Below are 17300 nucleotides of genomic sequence, written 5' to 3'. Positions count from 1 at the left end.
AATATCACTGCTGCTACAACGCTGTCGAGAATCTGCATTACAAAGCCCACAAATATGGGCATTACGAGCCGCTGGAGAAGCCCGCCACAGTGTGGATGAGCCCTGACGCTGCGTGTTTTTGTAAGTGCCAGACAGATAGTCGACCGTGAAGGACCTCCCAAGCCATTGAGCGGGAGTCGATTTTTTACGCAAGTTTGCCGCCGCCTCTGGCCACTTTCACACCAACCGCCGCTGGAATGGCGGCCTCCATCGTCGCGCTTCTTCGACTTCCTGACCTCGTTCGACAACGTTTTTTCTGCATGCTTGTTCGTCGACATCGGAGCGATCATCAACCGCCCACGCTTGCGCGGCGAAGCATTCAGGCCATCAATTCCACAATTTTCGACGGGCAGCCGCGCCCGATCGAAGGAAGCTTTACATTATCGCCACAATGCGCAGAATTTCGGACGTGCCCCGGCCTACATTGGGGGAATTCGACTTCAAAGGCGGATATGCTTCGTCCATGACACCACCCTCTCTCGGAATCCTGCACCTCGAACGCGGAATCTCGCCCGGCGCTATGCCGCCGACGCCGGTGCCCGGCTCCATGCTGAGCTCGGTTACTTTCGATTTCCCGACGATCAAGGAAACCGTGGCAGGAGCTTGGGTAGAGAACGTCGTCCGAGGAGATCCATCGCTCGAGCCAGCCTTCATCGCGGCCGCCCGGAAGCTCGTTCAGCGAGGCGCCGTAGCGATAAGCTCGACCTGCGGCTTCTCAGTTCGGCACCAGGCGGCGGTTGCCGCGTCGGTGAACGTGCCCGTGGTGATGTCGAGCCTCCTCCTTTTGCCGGCCTTGCTTCGCGAGCTGCCGCTCGCCTCCAAGATCGCCGTTCTGACCTACGACTCAACGCATTGTGGCGAAGACCTGCTCGGGATTGATGATCCGGCCGCGAGGGCGAGGATCGTAATCGGCGGGATTGAAGGCGGCAAGTACTGGCACGACGAGCTGAAGCGTCCGCCTCCACCGACCGACGTCGCCGCTGTGGAGACGGAAGTTGCCGCCTGCGTCGCGCGACTTCGCGACGCCCACCCGGAGATCGCGTCCATCTTGTTCGAATGCGCGGCGTTCCCGATCGTCGCGCCGGCGATCCGTCGTATTGCGAAGTTGCCCGTCTACGACATCACGGACCTCTGCCGGATGACGATGGCGTCCGTCGCCTAAGTCCTTTTTGAATGTGGAGGGAGTGCGGGTGCGACCACGGGCTCGAACACATGCCCCGCGCAACGCCAGTCCAGTAAACAGACTTGCGGACGCGCTGGTGGAATGCCGCGCGTCCTCCGCCGTTCAAGTATCAGGAGAAACGCTTCATGCCTCCATTCGATCGGCAGGAATATCGCGAGCGTCCAGTACGGCTGCGCCGGCGAATGGCCGGGTCCGGCATGGACGCGCTGCTCGTCCTGAACGAGGTGAAAGAGACACAGCCAGCTAGTCGTTGGTGGTGACGTGCAAACACCATGCACCGCTCACCATTGTACTTCTCGAAGCCCTGATTGGAACGCCTATGAATGACGCTATTGTTGACGCAGTAAATAAGCATTTCTCATCGAACTATTTCGAGGCGCGTCAAAGATTTCGCGACTACGTTGGCGAGGCTACAGGTGGCGAGCTCGTAGTCTATCCATCGCAGGCCCGCGGGCCTCGTGGGGAAGAACTCTCGACTGATGTTGCCTGGTTCGGTGAACGAGGTGCCTCAAAGGTGGGCATCATGGTATCTGCCACGCACGGCGTTGAGGGATACTGTGGATCGGCGGCACAGCTCGATTGGCTGTCTGAGCGTGGTTACGAAAAGCTCAAATCTGATGAAGCAGTGTTGCTCATCCATGCTCTCAATCCTTATGGGTTTGCATGGGATCGGCGTGTCACGCAAGAAGGCTGCGATCTCAATCGAAATTTTGTCGATTTCGCCGCCCCCTTACCTCGTAACGAAGCGTACGACCTGCTGGCTGATTCTCTTGTTCCACGTGAGCTGGATGGACCGGTTGTGCTCGCTGCCGAGGAGGCAATAGAGAAGTTCCGTAAAGAGTATGGCGACGTCGCTTTTCGAAAGGCTCGGACTAGCGGACAGTACCGACATCCAACCGGACTTTTTTTCGGCGGTTTTGGTCCTACCGCCGCACGTCAAACACTCGAACGAATCGTATCGGACTACGGTATCGAATCTCGCGACTTTGTCTTAACAATTGACTATCACACGGGCCTCGGACCTTATGGCTATGGTGAACTGCAATGCGAGCAGGCATCAGGCATGTTAGGGTATGAGCGTGCACGTGACATATTTGGCCTTACGGTCACGTCGCCCGATCTTGGTACCTCATCGGCTGTGGTGCTCAACGGCACGCAGGATGACTACTGGCAGCGGCTCCTAGGCGATCGGCACGTCTACGTCTGCTTGGAATTCGGAACATATCCTCCGGAGGCAGGCAGACCAGCAATGCGCGCCGACCACTGGCTTTACGCGTATCGCCAAACTGAAATTGAAACAGCGACTGGTTATGAAATCCGACGGCGCGTGAAGGAGCACTTCTATCCGGAGAGGGCCGATTGGAAGGAGATGGTGCTATACCGCTGTCGTCAGGTTCATCGGCAGATGATGGAAGGCCTGCGAGCATAAGCTCGGCCGTCGCTTCGCACAATGCTCTCCGCCCAACACGTACAAGCGTGATGCTTGGCGCAAGAGCCAGGCCGAGGCCGATCGAGACCGGCTTGTTTTCATCGAAGATACTTGGGCGATTGTCAGGATCACCGCTGTTATCGTGGCGAACGCCTGCAGGCCGGAGTACAGCAGCGACTGGACCGTGTCGCGCTCTGGTCACAGGTCCGCCGAGATGATCGATGCAGTCGACGCAGAGCTCCTCTATATCCGCCCTACAGTCCAGACTTGATTCAGATATGAAAATAACTTCGCCAAGCTCGCAGCACACTTGCGAAAGCCAGCCCCGGGCGAATTATCGATACCTCTAAAACGTAATCCGGCACATTATCGCCGCTCGAATGCAAAAGCTTCCTTAGTCGCGGCATGCTTGCGTCTCATCGGCTGGCGCTCTGGTGCCGTGCCCTGATAGAAGCCGACGCCGATGATTGCTTTTGTGAAAAAGCTGCGCTTTCTCCCGATTATGCGCAGAATTTCAGAATTGTAAGGCCAAAAATCGGAGAACTTCGCCTTCGATGCCCGCTAAGATTCGCACAAAAGATGGAGAAAAGATGGACGCAGGCTTGGGGCCGAGAAACGGCGCCTCGTAGGAACCTCCACACGAGCGACGCTGCTTGGAATCCCGAGCGGTGGGCGGATCTGCACAAGGGGGGTGAATCGGATGGTGTGCGCTGCTTGGCCTTATGTAAGGGGCGATCTTGCGTCCGCACGGCTGGGGGCTGCGGCGTTTCTGGACAATCTAGATAGCATTTCCGGGGCCGTAGGTCGGCAGGACTGGGCCGCAACGTGGACAACTATCGGAGATGCTCATTGCCGTGTTGGCGACCTGCGCATTGACGAGGGGGCATTCGAGCAGGCGACCGAAGCTTGGCTTTGCGCGATAACCGCCTTTGAAGTGGCCAGGCGGCTGGTTGATGATGACGATCGACAGGGTGGAGACGTTTCGGCCAAACTCGACGCCGGCATTCAGAGGTTCGAGTCTCTGGGGTGCAAAATGGAGCGAGTGCATATTGCCGGCGGCGATCAAGCCGAATTGCCAGCCTACTACTTGCCCGCCGGTGGCCCAGACCTGCGCGCTCCGGCAGTCATTTGCATCAGCAACGAAGAAGAAACGGGAGCAACGCTGCTCGGAAGGCTCCTGCCTGTGGTGATTAGTCGGGGCATGTCGGTTCTCGTTGTCTCTCACGACGACCTTTCAAGTCACTCGCGCGGGCAGTCAGAAACCTTGTTGTCGTTCTGTTTGGATTATTTGTCAGTTCGTCCCGACGTTGATGCCACTCGGATTGGCGTCTATGGAGAGGGCCTGTCGGCTATTCTAGCTACTGATTTCGCTGTCTCTGATCGCCGCGTTGCTGCGGCAGTTTGCGATGGCGGCCTTTGGAATTGGGCTCGGACTCGGGCCTCTGTCCGTTGGATGACCAGGACTGCAGATGTCGTGGACGAGGACCTGGTTTCAGTGTGTCGCTCGCGATTGGTACGGCAGTTGAAATGCCCAGTTCTCGTGGTCGCCGGTGGGCGTGGCACGGTCAGCACGCCGGAGGCGATCAAACTACAAGCGGACTGCACGGCGGCGCGCGTTGATCTCGAGTTGGTCCTGCCGCGGACGACACGGGCTCCCTTAAAGGAGATCGAGAACTTCGTGACCTCAGACGATTGCGTCTTCAAATGGCTGGAGCGCAAGCTCATGCACATCGTCGCTTCGTAATCATTGTTGGCCGTCGCTAAGAACCAGATCACCAAGAAAACCGTAACCTTGGCTGGAGTTATCTTCGATAGCCGATCCGATTCTGTCCTTGCAACTTTCGAGGCGCGATGAGTCGGTAAGCGCCGGCAAGAGCGAATAGTGCCTACAACACGCCTATACTCAGCTTTTGAGAGGCCAATAGGCTATTTTTGGCAATCGAGGCCAGTCGTTTGTTGAGGTAGTCAAGGGATGCCTCGTCCAGCCCGGCAAATATCGTCGAGTTGAGAGCTTGTCTTTTGTTTGACAGGTTCGTGATCTCCGCTCGCGCCTTTTGAGTCAGGGAAATCTGCAGGAATCTTGCGTCATCAGGTGATGCGACGCGAGACAGGAACCCCATTTCCTCGAGTTTTTTCGTTTGATTCGTCACGAAGGCGGGGTGGATTCGCAGCTTGTTTGCGACCGCTATCCCGGAGACCCCGCGACCTTGGTCGAGTTCGTCGACGGCCATCACGATCAACCACTGGGGTTCGCTTATTCCCATCAATTCGGCCCAGCCCTTGTGTATTTCCTCGAGTTGGGAGTGGATTTCGACGATGTTCCAGATGAAGTCCCGAACGGCTCTATCCAGTTGATCTTTTTCGCCCATCTTGGTCTTTCCGCCAAATCTCGCTGCGCGCCGATAGGGCGCGCGGTTGATCATCATTAGCGGTAACGAGCGCGCCCGTCCCGGTCGAATCGACGCGACATGGCGGTCATGCAGAAAATTAATTGACATAAACAATCAACTTGAGTTACCAAGGCTGCAGACCGCTAGCTCTTTTGGGGCAGGAGGTCATGTTAAATCTCCAAATGGAACCTCCGGGATGCCCCCTGGGGGTTCTTTTTTGCCCAAATCGTTCTTTTGGCGTCTATTCCGTTGCTGATTTGCAACGCACCCGAACGAAACGGCAATATAATCGATTAATTAATTGAAGCAATTGATTTCAGGAACTATACGGCAATGGACGGAGAGGGGGCGCCTCGAAGTCGTTCCGTCAACGCCCGCCCACTGGGTGTGAGGCTAGTCGCGGCGGATCTTTGAAAGACGGAAACGATGTTTCAACTTGGAGGTTTATCGATGAAACTAACAAAGAGTCTCATCCTCGGTTCTGCGGCAATGTTCGCAGGCGCCGGGGCACAAGCAGCCGATCTGCCAGTCAAGGCAAAGGCGGTCGAGTATGTGAAGATCTGCACGCTGTATGGTGCCGGATTCTATTACGTCCCGGGCACTGACACCTGCATCAAGCTGGGTGGTTATCTGCGCGTCGATACCGTGCTGAACACGAGCGTCGACTTTGACGCTCCTAGCCGTGGTGTGGATGGCGCGCGTAACCGCCTTAGCAACTATTACTCGGCCCGAAGCCGTCAAGATTTGCAAATCGATACGCGCACCGCAACCGAGTACGGTGTGGTCCGGACTTTCTCTGAGCTGGTCTTCACTTGGACCACCGGCACCTATAGCGGCGCTGGTACAACCGGCGTGAATGGCTCGACGGCCTATACTTCATCGTTGGGTTCTGCGGTCGCTACTGGTTCACTCGGTGTTTACTACGCCTTCATCCAGTTCGCTGGGTTCACATTCGGTAAGGCGGAATCGCAGTTCAGAACACCCTGGGCCCAGTATCCTGCGAACAGCTTCGAGCTGCCGGGCAGCGGCGGCTGGGACCCCGTGAACCAGGTATCGTATACGGCCGACTTCGGTCAGGGCGTTTCGGCTACGTTCTCGGCCCAGGATCAGGTCCCCAATTACCAAAGCAACATCTGGAACGTGAGCGGCGCGACCGCTGCAAGTCTTGCGACCGGTGCGTACGGTGCCAACGACATTGGCGGTTCGCGAGCCCCCGACCTCGTCGCGAGGCTTCGCGTCGATCAGGCTTGGGGCCTCTTCCAGGCGTCTGTCGCTGCGCATAACAACCATGCTGCCTACTATGGTGTCGCCGAAACGACCGGACATCCGACCGACAAGTGGGGTTGGGCTGGTCAGCTGGCATTGTCGATCAAGAATCTTCCGACTGGCCCGGGTGACACGATCAACCTGACGGGCGTGTATACAAACGGCGCAAGTCGTTACAACTTCCAGGACTACATGTCGACCACCTACGCGATGTATGGTGGCACCGGCTTGGCAGGTGCTTACCAGAGTTTGGGCATTGCGGGGTTGTCTGACTCCGTGTTCGTCACCGGTGCCGGCCAGGAGCTGACCACGACCTATGGCTTCAATGGTGGCTACAACCACAACTGGGATCCGTACTGGACCACTGGCGTCTACGGCGCGTGGGCCGCCGTCAGGTACAACAGCACAGCCAAGGGCTACATTTGCGGTGCGTTCGTCGCAAACCTCGCGTTGTCGAGCGGTCTTGCCGGCTGCAACCCTGACTTCAACTACGCGGTTGTTGGCACGAGGACGGCGTGGACTCCGGTCAAAAATCTGACCTTCTCGGGCGAACTCTCATACATGATGCTCGATCAGAAGTACGCGAGCGGAAGCACTGTGACCCTCCCGTTGCAGTCGGGTCTTGCCAAGCCGGCTGCTGTGTATGAACTGAAAAATCAGAGCAGTGTCCAGCTGCTGCTCCGCGTTCAGCGTAACTTCTAAGTCTCTCAAACTAGCGGAAGGAGCAAAGAAGCGGCTCTATAACATCTATCTCTAACCTCCAAGAAGGCCTCCGGCATGCCCGTCGGGGGCCTTTTCGATATTCTGCGACTTGAAGCAGCGCGACCTTCTCGATAACGCAACTGCTTAAGATGTAGAATTGAGTTTCGCCCCTGCGAGTTGGTCCTCTCGTTGCAGGACACTGGAAGTCTCGAGGGCCACGACCAGCCTCAGCGAAGTTAAGCGGTGAACGAAGTGGTCGGGCTTATGGGGCTGCGCGATCCAGTAGCGTTTAGCCGGTTCAGGCGCTGCCGTGCGGCGTCGGCCATAGGCTCACAATTCCGCTGAGCGGCTTGGCTCGTTGTGCGTCTGCAGTGCTGTGACTATGCGAATATCGATGGCGATAAACTCGGTACCGCGTCATGAGGTGTATTCACAGCAGTCGTGTTAGTTGGAATGCGCAAGAACCATTAATCGTTCAGCGGGTATTCGATCGAGAACGATACGTCGACGAACGTCCCCATCGAGCAAGTCCAGAGACTCGTTTCTCATTTCGCGCGTTGGTATGCGGCTCCAAAGGTTGATCGGGGCGACGCGAATCGTGGAAGCGAATTAGCTTCTTCTCGTCCGCGAGAAGAGCTATGCTCTTTGTGCCTTGCCCCGGGCTTTGCAGACGTTGGGCCCGGCCAGCCTGCGACACAAGAGACACAAGACTAGAGCAGATTCTGATCAGACACGATCATAACCGGCTGCGGCAAAGAAGTTCAGACAGTCTTGGGCGGTGAAGGTGGCCAGGGCGTGGGCGATAGCGTCGTCCAAAGCCTCGATTGATCTGGCGGCGGCCTTTCGAAGGGCGGCTTTGAGCTTGGCGAAGGCCATTTCGATCGGATTGAGGTCGGGCGAATAAGGCGGCAAATAGAGGAGCCAGGCTCCCGCCGCCTCGATTGCGAGGCCGACCTCGGCCCGCTTGTGTGCTGCGAGATTGTCCATCACCACGATGTCGCCCGGCTCGAGCGTCGGCACGAGGACTTGCGTCACGTAAGCCTCGAACGCCAGGCCATCCATGGGACCGTCGAGGACCATCGGCGCAGTCATGCCGGTCGCCCTGAGCGCGCCGACAAAGGTCGTCGTCTTCCAATGGCCATGTGGGATCGCTGCGACACAGCGCTGGCCATAAGGCGAACGACCATAGCGCCGAGCCATTTTGGTGGAGGCTCCCGTCTCGTCGATGAACACCAGCCGGTGGATGTCGATCTCAGGCTGAGATACCTTCCACGCGGCGCGTTCGGCGGCCACGTCCGGCCGATCCTGCTCGCTGGCGTGCGATGTTTTTTTGAACGTGATGTTGCGGCGATCGAAGAACCGCCAGAGCACGCTCGGCACGAAGCGCTCCCCATGCGCTTTGAACAGATGGTCGGCGAGCTCGGCCAGTGTCATGTCAGGCGTAGCTTCGATCAGGGCGAGTATCTCCGCAGCATGACTCTCAATCCGAGCCGAACGCCGGTCTCCGCCCTGCACACTGGCCTCACAGGAGCCTTCTTCGCCACTCGCTGACCAGTTCGATCGCTGTCGACGGCGCCACGCCGAACCGGCCGGCCGCGCCTCGACAGCTCATCCCCTCAACTTCCACGGCCCGAATAATGCGAACACGAAGATCCGGCGAGAGCGGCTTGGCCATGTGGGCTGGCCTCCATTACCAGCCCCCATGATGAATCACGATTTGCCGCGCAAGGGAATCCCTTCCGATTCCGCAAGATCGGAAAACGCTCTAGCGCTTCAAATGGGACTTTTTTCAAGGGAGCAATTGCCCCCAAATGCCTCACGAGTGCAACTGCACGCACCCGACGCCGGTCAGTTGAAATTCCTCGAAGTAGGCGGTCCAAATGCGGGATTGAAGCGTCAACGAGCCGCACATTGCATTAATCACGATCGAGACATTGCTAGCAATCAAGTTGGCGAAGCGCGCCGAGACCGCGAGCCGCTTCGTTTGGGAGGCCGTACATCAGAGTCAAGCTCTTGGGCCATGTGCCCGCACATGACGCGAGCTTGGATTCGCTGAAGCCGCACTTTACGTGCGGGCGTCCCAACCTGATCGTCGCGAGGGACAACACCCATGTCTGAAACCGCTGTCCGACGCCTTGATCCCGCGCTCGATGCAATCGTCCCGAGCGATGCTCACCTGGAAATCATCCATGAAGACCATACGGGCTTCTTTGAAGGCCCGACTTGGATACCGGACCGAGCGGGAGGACATCTCATCTTCACCGATATCGTCGGCAATGTGATTCGGAGATGGGATGCATCCACCGGCGTCACTACCCTCGTGGACGAGGTATCTAAAGGCGCAGACCGCTCAGAGGGCCATCTTCTCGACTTGGGTTTCCGTCAGGTGCTGCTGATAGGCGCCAACGGCACGACGGTGGATCGCGAGGGTCGGATTAGTTACTGCGGTTACGGGACCCGAGAAGTCGTACGGATTGAGATGGACGGCCGGCACCGAGTCCTGGCCGATCGTTATCGTGGATTGCTGCTAAACAGACCAAATGATCTTGTTTTTCGCTCGGACGGGGCGCTCTATTTCACCGATTCCGCTGCAGACTGCCATCGTGCCCACGACGATCCCACGCGCGGCGTGCCTCATACCGGGGTGTATATGCTGAGGGACGGCGACCTCCGCCTGCTTATAGAAAACTTCGTGGTCCCGAATGGTCTGGCATTTAGCCCGGACGAGCAGCAGCTCTACGTTAACGACACGCGGCGCAAGCAGATTGTGCGTTACGACGTGCGGCCGGACGGCACCCTCGAGCACGGCACGCTGTTTATCGACATGACCAGCGATCCCACCCCTGGCGAGCCGGACGGTATGAAGGTCGACCGCCAAGGTCGTGTCTACTGTACCGGGCCGGGCGGTCTATGGATCGTTACTTCGCAGGGCCGGCATATTGGGACGATCCTTACGCCCGAGCCTCTTACCAACGTCAGCTTTGGGGCGGCCGACAATAGGACTCTCTTTCTGACCGGATGCTCTTATGTATATCGCATCGCGCTGTGCGGGCAGCGGGATGGGACCTGAGGTCGTAGGTCGGCCTGTTGCTGCGCAACGCGTCCTCCGGCGTGTCGAGTCGCTCCTCGACCCAGCACAATTCTCCGTGCAGGAGGAAGCTCGGACGCCGAAGGCATCGCACGCGAGCTCCGCCTGGAGGTTTTGCGCATATGCATGTAGAGCTTCAGCTCTGGATGCGGAAGTAAGGCCAAACTCGCCCCCGGGGCACGACCTTGCAAAAGCATTCAAACTCAAGCAATGGACGAGCTTCACGCTGTCCGTCGTGTGCTTATCCAACAACGCCGCGAAGGAGGTTGAGAGGCATACCGCTTGGACGAAAATCCCGGTTGTTGCATGCGACCCAGCATCCGCGATCCTGGTCAAGTGACGATGCGCTCGGCGTTCGAGCCCTTAATCGGCCACTTCAAAATTGACTGACACGCAATAGTCGGAGTTGGTTTGAAGTGGGAGGGCCGCCGAGCGTGATTTCCGTGATCGCAGTGGAAAAGACGATGCGACCGAATCGAAGCCAACGGGGCAAGGTCGATTTGTTGGGGCCAAGCTGGATTAAATCACTCAATGTGAGGCACGAGCCGGTGCAGATCGGCCGGCAAGGCCTGCCAAGCCAAACCGATGTAAAGCTCGACACGTGAACAATATCGAGCATCGCCGAACTGCGTCGCGCTGTCGCAAAAGTTCGTAAGGCTGATAAGTCCGCCGATTCGGTCCGACGATGAGCTACCTCCACGACGGCCGCGTGGTGCCAGTTATGGTAGGCAGGCTCCTCGTATGCAAGATGTTCAATATGGTTCAGCTGGCTCCCATGCTTTGGTAAAGGATTTTGATGCGCGGCTGTGAGTCGCATGGCTATTGACTGCAATCTTCCGGTCGAGAGGTCACCGTGCCAACCGTTCGGAAACCAGAGTGTCTCGCACGAGCAGTCGTAGCCGGTATCTCGGCGAGAAAGAACGTCGGCGGGCCTTGCCATCAGCCGTACGCTGTTCACCGAAGCGGACAGGTTTCGCCACGAGAGCGCAATCTTGAAAGGCTCGGCCGCCCCCGCTCGTCCGCTCGTCGCGTGTGACGATCTCGCAGTTCCCGGTGACGTCCAGAGCAGCGTGCGGATAGGCGGCCCCAGATTAGTGCGATGTTCGATCTATAAAACGCCCCCTATAGTTTTCAACGACTTACGGCATCCAAGAAAACGTCTTTTCAATCATCACCACCAAGCTATCCTATCGCGTAAATTCGCATCAGGCTCCGAGCCTCACCAGAAAATGCGCAGACAATGAAAGTCGGGGGGACATGGATATGACGCCGCCGGGCATCTGGCATCTGCCGATTGCGCACACCCACCACTTGTCCGCCAGTGCAGGCGTGTTGAGCTTCGTCGGTGGGGCTGGCGATTTCGACGCAGCGGGACGGATTCGCAATCCGGGCAACCTCGACAAGCAAATCGAGGGTGCGATGGCGAACGTGGCCCACGCGCTCGCCAGCGAATCCTGCAAATTCGACGACGTAGTGCGGCTTAAGGCGCATTACACCGCAGATCGCGACGACTGGGAGGTGATCGCGGCGCTCGGCCGCTTCTTCATGGCCGATCCGATGCCTGTGATTAGTACAGTGCCAGAGCCCTTGCAGCCTTTTTCCGGCCAAACCATCCAGATCCAGGTCATCGCTCAACGCGGTTGGCGGACGCACTGCGATGTCCGAACAGTGCCGCGCCCGGTGCCGCCTGAGAGACGGGCTCTCTTCGGCGACGCGACAGTCACCGCGGGCCTGCGAGCGGGCGAGTTCATCGCCGTGGCCAACCGCACGGCGGAGGACGCCGACGGCGTTCTACGTCATCCCGAGGACGGCATAGCCCAGAGCCACTTCATTATGGAGAGACACGCGGAGACGCTGGCCGCGCTCGGCGCCTCGTTCCAGGACAGCGTGAAGATGGAAGGCTACTACTTCGGCAACACGCGGGAGCAATGGGCGCCGCTTGCAAAGGCGCGGGCGAGCCACTTTCGCGAGCCGGGGCCGCCCGCGACCGTCGTCCCCTGCCACCGCCTAAACCCAAATGGGGCCTTGACGAAGATTGAGGTCATGGCCATGCGCGAGCTGTGGAACGGCTTTGACAAATACATCCCGCGCGAGGACCATTGGCCCAAGCGTGTGTGGGACTGGACGATTCCTCTGCCCTACCGCCAAGCCATCCGACTGCGCGATACGATATGGCTCGGCGGACAGGTGCCCTTGTGTCCCTACAGCAACAAAGGGCAGCGAGTTATGGCGGGTCAGCTGTTGCCGCAGGCCCGCTTCACCATGAGCTACGTCGAGGACCTCCTGCGCCCTTTCGGCCGCGCAGTCGCGGACTTGAAGCTCATGGTCTGCTACTTCACTTCGACCGGGACCGAAGCCGAAACGGTCGCCTTCGCCAAGACACTAGCCGACTGCGTGAGCGGGGCTCTTCCGCCAATGACCCTCGTGCCCAAGCCCATGATGCATTCCCCCGAAGCCACCGTTGAGATTTTGGGGCGTGGCGCAGGGCTGAGAGCGCTCGGGTGCGCGAAAGGGAGAATCTCTATGCGTTTCATCGCAGCCATGATGAAGCACGAGACCAACACGTTCTCACCCGTCCCGACGCCCCTTTCGTCCTTCGCCGTCGGCGAGGAGAACGACCTACCGGCGGCGGCAGCGAGGGCTGTCGAGAAGTACGCCGACACGAACACGGCTATCGCCGCCTACATTGAACTGGCACGCCGCGAGGGAGCGGAACTCGTAGTGCCGGTGGCGGGTGCCGCGGCGCCGAGCGGTCTTGTGGCGGACGCGGCCTTTGAACATTTCGCGAGCGCCATCTGCGGCGCCGTGCGTAAGGGCTGTGACGCGCTCTTCCTCGACCTCCACGGTGCCATGGTGACAGAGAGCCACGACGACGGAGAGCGCGAGCTTCTGCGGCGCGTGCGCGCCATCGCTCCCAAGCTTCCCATCGCGGTCGCTCTCGACTTCCACAACAACCTGAGCGAGACCATGGTGCAGAACGCCACGGTTATCGTCGGTTATCGCACGTATCCGCACGTGGACATGCGGGAGACCGGAGTCCGTGCCGGGGGCACCCTCCTGCGCGCGATTAATGGCGAGATCGAGCCCGTCATCGTTTGGGGCCGCAGGCCTATGCTGACTCATACTCTGAAGCAGAGTCCAAGCGTCCAGCCCATGAAGAACATCATGGACGCGGCGATGGCGGCCGAGCAAAACGGGCGCGTGCTGAACGCCTCCGTGTTTGGCGGATTCCCCATGGCCGACATCCCACATGTCGGACTTTTCGCCGTCATCGTCGCCGATCGCGGTGCCGCTGCAGCCGCAGAGCGCTTGCGCGACAATCTGCTGGACGAAGCGTGGCGCCTGCGAGCCGACTTCGTGTTTCAGGTCGAGCCGCTCGCTTCCTCCCTCAACCATGCGAAGACGCTTGAAGGCCGGCCCATCGTTCTGGTCGACCACGGCGATAATGTGTTCTCGGGTGGCACGCAAGACGTGATGGAGACTGTCGAGGAGGCCTTCAAGGCAGGTTTATCTGACATGGCCATCGGGCCCATCTGGGATCCTCAGACGGTCAAGGAGCTTGTCGAGGCCGGCGTGGGCGCTCGGGTGACGGTCAAGCTTGGCGGAAAGATCCCTATGCCGGCTCTAGGATTCCAAGGTCGCCCGCTTGAAGTGAGCGGCACGGTGCGGCGTATCACCGACGGTCGCTACAAGATCACCGGTCCGATGATGACCGGCCTCACCGTCAATCATGGCCTGTCGGCCGTGCTTGATACTGGCGCGGCCGAGATCCTCATCTGCTCCGAGCGCTGGGAGCCGTTCGATCTGCGCGTGTTCCGCCACGCGGGGATCGAGCCCACCGCAAAGCGCTATCTCCTTATTAAGTCGCGTCAACACTTCCGGGCGGGCTTCGAGCCGATTGCCAAGCACATCGTGCTGCTCTCGGGGCCCGGAGTAACCAGCTCGGACTATTCCTTATTCAGGTTTGGGCGCGTGCCCCGGCCACTCTATCCGCTCGACACCACCGCGGCTAACCCTGGTGGCGCCCGGCTCAAGCCAGGCAGACGGGCCGCGGCCGCGACGAAGGACGGAGACGCCCATTTGGCTTGATGAAGAGCGCGCAAGACATCAAGTAAGCGCTCGAGCAAACCGGAGCCGGATGAAAAGAGCGTACTGCCGATCGAGAAAGACAACGACTGTAACTGGTGTGAAAACCGAGGATGCCAACAAGGAGATAAGTCAATGCCAAAAGGAGATGCGTCAGTATCAATCCAACAGCCTGGTCCTCGAGTGGCGATTGATCTGGCAAGGGCGAAGGCCGACTACGAGCGCGACGGCTATTGCATCATTCCCGACGTTCTTTCGCCAAGCGAGGTCGCCGAAGTTCGGCAACGCGTCGTCGAACAAGCGGAGGCAGAGAAAGCGCTCGGCTGGGCGCGCGAGGACGCCGGGCCCACGCAGCTGAAAAAGGTGTTGGAGGATCAGGCGGGGGCACTGCGGGAGAGTGTTCCAGAGATCCAAGGAGGCGTGAACCAGCGAATGTATTTTCTCCTTAACAAGGGGAAGGTTCTGCGCGACTTGGTGACCCGTCCGGTCGCTCTCGAACTCGCCGAGCATGTCCTCGGAGAAAATTTCCTCCTGAGCTCGTTCGGCGCGAACATTGCCAAGAAGGGCGGAGTGCCCGAGCCCCTCCACCGTGACAATTGGTGGTGTCCGATGCGGTTCCGCAAAGGCGATGCCCATATCAAGGTCGGCGATCGGAAGCGCTACTCGGTGGAGCCAGACAGCGCGCCGAAAGACATCATCATGCCGGCCTGCGCGTGCAACGTGGTCTGGATGTTGACGGACTTCACGGAAGAGAATGGAGGCACTCGCCTTGTGCCAGGCTCCCATCTCCTCCCAGACAATCCAGATAGCACCGTACCGCACAAGGTGCCGACGATTGCCGCAACAGGCAAGGCGGGTAGCTGCATCTTCTTCGATGGCAGGCTCTGGCACGGCACCGGCCAGAATCTTACGGATGAACCGCGGATTGGTCTGTTGGCCTTCTATTGCGGCCCACAGTTTCGTCAGCTGGAGAATTTTTTTCTCGGCCTAGACCCTGCCGTTCTCGACGAATGCTCCGACAAGTTCCGCGACCTGCTCGGCTACACGCCATGGTTCTTCTACGGCGTTGCCGATGGCCTGTCCTCCCGCAAGCGCTTGCGCGCACGCGAGCCTTGGATTCCCGAAATGCGGATCAAGGGTCCGTGACTTGGCCGAAGAGGCCGCCAATATCTGCCGCGGATAGGTGAATTCTGACAGTCCGCACGAGGTGCTGATCTTTGCGACTGTCAGATGCTCCGCCCAGCTCTCGAAGACCTATCGCCTTCGACCGTATGAAACGATACGCGCAATGATCTAATTTTGCTTCAGGGGGAGGAATATCATGACCAAACGGGATTCTGGTGGCCATTCACACGGTGGCCTGAACCGACGATCGCTACTTCAGTCAACGGCGACACTAGTTGCCGCACCGTTCGTCGCCAAAGCCACTGCTGCCTGGGCGCAGGAAAAGCTCGCCGGCAGCGGCGAAGTCGTAGTCTACAGCTATGGCGGCTCGTTCACCGAGGGCGCGCGGCGATTTGTCTTTGATCCTTTCACCAAGGCGACAGGAATAAAGGTCGTAGACGTCGTGGCCGATGTCGCAGAACCGCAGGTCGCGGCGATGTTCCGCGCCGGCAAAGTCGACTGGGACATCGCCATTCTGGTTGGTGCAAACTATCCGGCAATGCACGAGGCTGGGATGTTCCTAGCGATCGATTACAGTCTCTGGGATGAAGAGTCGCTCGTAGGCGCGCCGGCGCATACCCGTCTCCACGACGCAGTCGTGTCATACGCGGTGGCGGGTGTGCTTGCATATGATCAACGCGCATTTCCGGAGAGCGGACCGAAAAACTGGGTGGATTTCTGGGATGTCAAGAAGTTTCCGGGTCCTCGGGGGCTCTTCGCTCCCCTAGCCAAGCATAACCTGCAATTTGCACTCGTCGCTGCAGGCGTCGCACACAAGGACGTCTGGCCGTTCACGGATGAAAAGCTCGATCTCGCATTCCGAAAGCTTGACGAAATCAAGCCGCACATCACCAGGTGGTGGTCCGCCGGCGGAGAATCGACTCAGCTCCTGATCAACCGAGAACTCGCGATCACCAGTTCGTTCGACGGCCGTATGATCAGCGCGATGCGCCAGGGCGCTCCGGTCAAATTTCTGTGGGAGGGGGCCATGCTGGCGCCCCAATACGCAACGATTCTGAAGGGCGGCCCCAACTCGGCGAACGCACAGAAGCTGATCGCTTTCTTGAATCGCGCGCAGATTGCGGCCGGGTGGACCCAGGGCACCGGCTATCCCGGGCCGAATACGAATCAGCTCAAGTACCTGCCCGCCGACCTGGTCCCGCAGGTCAACGTAAATCCGGAAAACGCCTCGAAGGCCATCATCGAGGACACTGCGTGGTTGGCGGCGAAGCGCCCGGACGGCAAGACGAATGTAAATTACATCCAGGAGCGTTGGCTGAAATGGAGGGCAAGATGATCTTTAACTATGGGTGACCTGTCGGAATTTCTTTATGCTTCGGCAAATCACGACGGCCACACGGTGGGCTTGGCGGCGGCTGCCCGAAAGCATCTTCCTCGCGATCTTTGAGCTTCTGTTGCATTCGCTCGGAATTCTAGACTGGTCACCGGCACGTTGCTTGCAGCAACTCTGACTGTGGTCCGCACCATGTTAGAGGCCGAGCCGACCCAATCGAAAGCGATTGCCAAATCAGCTGTGGTGAACTGCTATGACGCTGGAGGCCGGCAGGCACATCGAAGGTTCTTTCGCCGACCGGCTCTACGCTCAGAGAAAGCTCACCTACAAGCCGGTGACCTGACAAAACTCGAGCAAGTTGTGAAATACCGCCATAACAAGGCGCCAAACACGCCCTACTGGATCCTGCGTGGCATGCTGAACGCGGCTGGTACCAGCGAACGATGTGGTGAAATCCGTCCAAAAAAGCGCCAGAACGCGGAATTAAGGCACCGAGAAGCGGAGCGCTGCAGCAATAATTATCGGACTTGTCGTTAGTGTACAGGGTCAAACGTCACCATGTTTCAGAAGCCGACTGTTTGGGGCCGGCGGTTAAATCCATCTAGCTCCACCTGCAATGAACACAACCTTGCTCAATACCGCAGCTGTTGGATTTGAGC

11 protein-coding genes are annotated in these 17300 nt (G+C 58.8%); 9 read left to right on the top strand and 2 right to left on the bottom strand.

What is annotated here, in order from left to right; translation table 11 throughout:
* The first annotated feature begins 586 nt into the window (after window positions 1-586).
* From KIP88_RS47440 to KIP88_RS43205, 3 genes are all read left to right on the top strand, one after another.
* Entirely contained in the window at window positions 587-1201 is a 615-nt protein-coding gene (locus KIP88_RS47440) for a hypothetical protein (protein WP_308163792.1), read from the top strand.
* 340 nt (window positions 1202-1541) lie between these two features.
* The gene (locus KIP88_RS43210) at window positions 1542-2651 is read left to right on the top strand and encodes a DUF2817 domain-containing protein (RefSeq protein WP_214494156.1); all 1110 of its coding nucleotides are present in this window, start codon (window positions 1542-1544) and stop codon (window positions 2649-2651) included.
* Window positions 2652-3351: 700 nt separating this feature from the next.
* Window positions 3352-4395 (top strand): S9 family peptidase, encoded by a 1044-nt coding sequence (locus KIP88_RS43205; protein WP_214494154.1) that lies wholly within the window; start codon window positions 3352-3354, stop codon window positions 4393-4395.
* Window positions 4396-4537: 142 nt separating this feature from the next.
* Here KIP88_RS43205 and KIP88_RS43200 read toward each other — a convergent pair whose 3' ends face one another.
* Complete coding sequence (locus KIP88_RS43200) at window positions 4538-5149, bottom strand: MarR family winged helix-turn-helix transcriptional regulator (protein WP_249791484.1); 612 nt, start codon at window positions 5147-5149, stop codon at window positions 4538-4540.
* Between the two features lie 342 nt (window positions 5150-5491).
* Here KIP88_RS43200 and KIP88_RS43195 point away from each other — a divergent pair, with 342 nt between their 5' ends.
* Window positions 5492-7009, top strand: coding sequence for a porin (locus tag KIP88_RS43195; RefSeq protein ID WP_214494152.1), 1518 nt, complete (start codon window positions 5492-5494; stop codon window positions 7007-7009).
* A gap of 726 nt (window positions 7010-7735) precedes the next feature.
* Here the strand turns inward: KIP88_RS43195 and KIP88_RS43190 are convergent.
* Window positions 7736-8684 (bottom strand): IS630 family transposase gene (locus KIP88_RS43190; RefSeq protein ID WP_214494150.1). Its coding sequence is split into 2 segments (ribosomal slippage): window positions 7736-8566 and window positions 8568-8684, totalling 948 coding nucleotides; the frame shifts between segments, so codons are not numbered across the junction.
* 435 nt (window positions 8685-9119) lie between these two features.
* Between KIP88_RS43190 and KIP88_RS43185 the strand changes: the two genes are divergently transcribed.
* From KIP88_RS43185 to KIP88_RS43165, 5 genes are all read left to right on the top strand, one after another.
* A complete protein-coding gene (locus tag KIP88_RS43185) occupies window positions 9120-10079 on the top strand; it encodes an SMP-30/gluconolactonase/LRE family protein (RefSeq protein WP_214494148.1) in 960 nt (319 codons plus the stop codon).
* Between the two features lie 452 nt (window positions 10080-10531).
* Complete coding sequence (locus KIP88_RS43180) at window positions 10532-10702, top strand: hypothetical protein (RefSeq protein WP_214494147.1); 171 nt, start codon at window positions 10532-10534, stop codon at window positions 10700-10702.
* A 652-nt stretch (window positions 10703-11354) separates the two neighbouring features.
* Complete coding sequence (locus tag KIP88_RS43175; protein WP_214494145.1) at window positions 11355-14186, top strand: M81 family metallopeptidase; 2832 nt, start codon at window positions 11355-11357, stop codon at window positions 14184-14186.
* A 180-nt stretch (window positions 14187-14366) separates the two neighbouring features.
* Complete coding sequence (locus KIP88_RS43170) at window positions 14367-15329, top strand: phytanoyl-CoA dioxygenase family protein (protein ID WP_214494143.1); 963 nt, start codon at window positions 14367-14369, stop codon at window positions 15327-15329.
* Between the two features lie 175 nt (window positions 15330-15504).
* The gene (locus KIP88_RS43165) at window positions 15505-16644 is read left to right on the top strand and encodes an ABC transporter substrate-binding protein (protein ID WP_214494141.1); all 1140 of its coding nucleotides are present in this window, start codon (window positions 15505-15507) and stop codon (window positions 16642-16644) included.
* The last annotated feature ends 656 nt before the right edge of the window (window positions 16645-17300 follow it).

It is taken from the genome of Bradyrhizobium sp. SRL28, from assembly GCF_018596315.1.
Lineage (GTDB): Bacteria > Pseudomonadota > Alphaproteobacteria > Rhizobiales > Xanthobacteraceae > Bradyrhizobium.
This window is presented reverse-complemented; position numbering and strand designations above follow the sequence as displayed.

Bases quoted from the DNA above. Each gene is read 5' to 3' on its own strand.
- KIP88_RS47440 (WP_308163792.1), top strand. From the start codon at position 587: ATGCTGAGCTCGGTTACTTTCGATTTCCCGACGATCAAGGAAACCGTG.
- KIP88_RS43210 (WP_214494156.1), top strand. From the start codon at position 1,542: ATGAATGACGCTATTGTTGACGCAGTAAATAAGCATTTCTCATCGAAC.
- KIP88_RS43205 (WP_214494154.1), top strand. From the start codon at position 3,352: ATGGTGTGCGCTGCTTGGCCTTATGTAAGGGGCGATCTTGCGTCCGCA.
- KIP88_RS43200 (WP_249791484.1), bottom strand. From the start codon at position 5,149: ATGTCAATTAATTTTCTGCATGACCGCCATGTCGCGTCGATTCGACCG.
- KIP88_RS43195 (WP_214494152.1), top strand. From the start codon at position 5,492: ATGAAACTAACAAAGAGTCTCATCCTCGGTTCTGCGGCAATGTTCGCA.
- KIP88_RS43185 (WP_214494148.1), top strand. From the start codon at position 9,120: ATGTCTGAAACCGCTGTCCGACGCCTTGATCCCGCGCTCGATGCAATC.
- KIP88_RS43175 (WP_214494145.1), top strand. From the start codon at position 11,355: ATGGATATGACGCCGCCGGGCATCTGGCATCTGCCGATTGCGCACACC.
- KIP88_RS43165 (WP_214494141.1), top strand. From the start codon at position 15,505: ATGACCAAACGGGATTCTGGTGGCCATTCACACGGTGGCCTGAACCGA.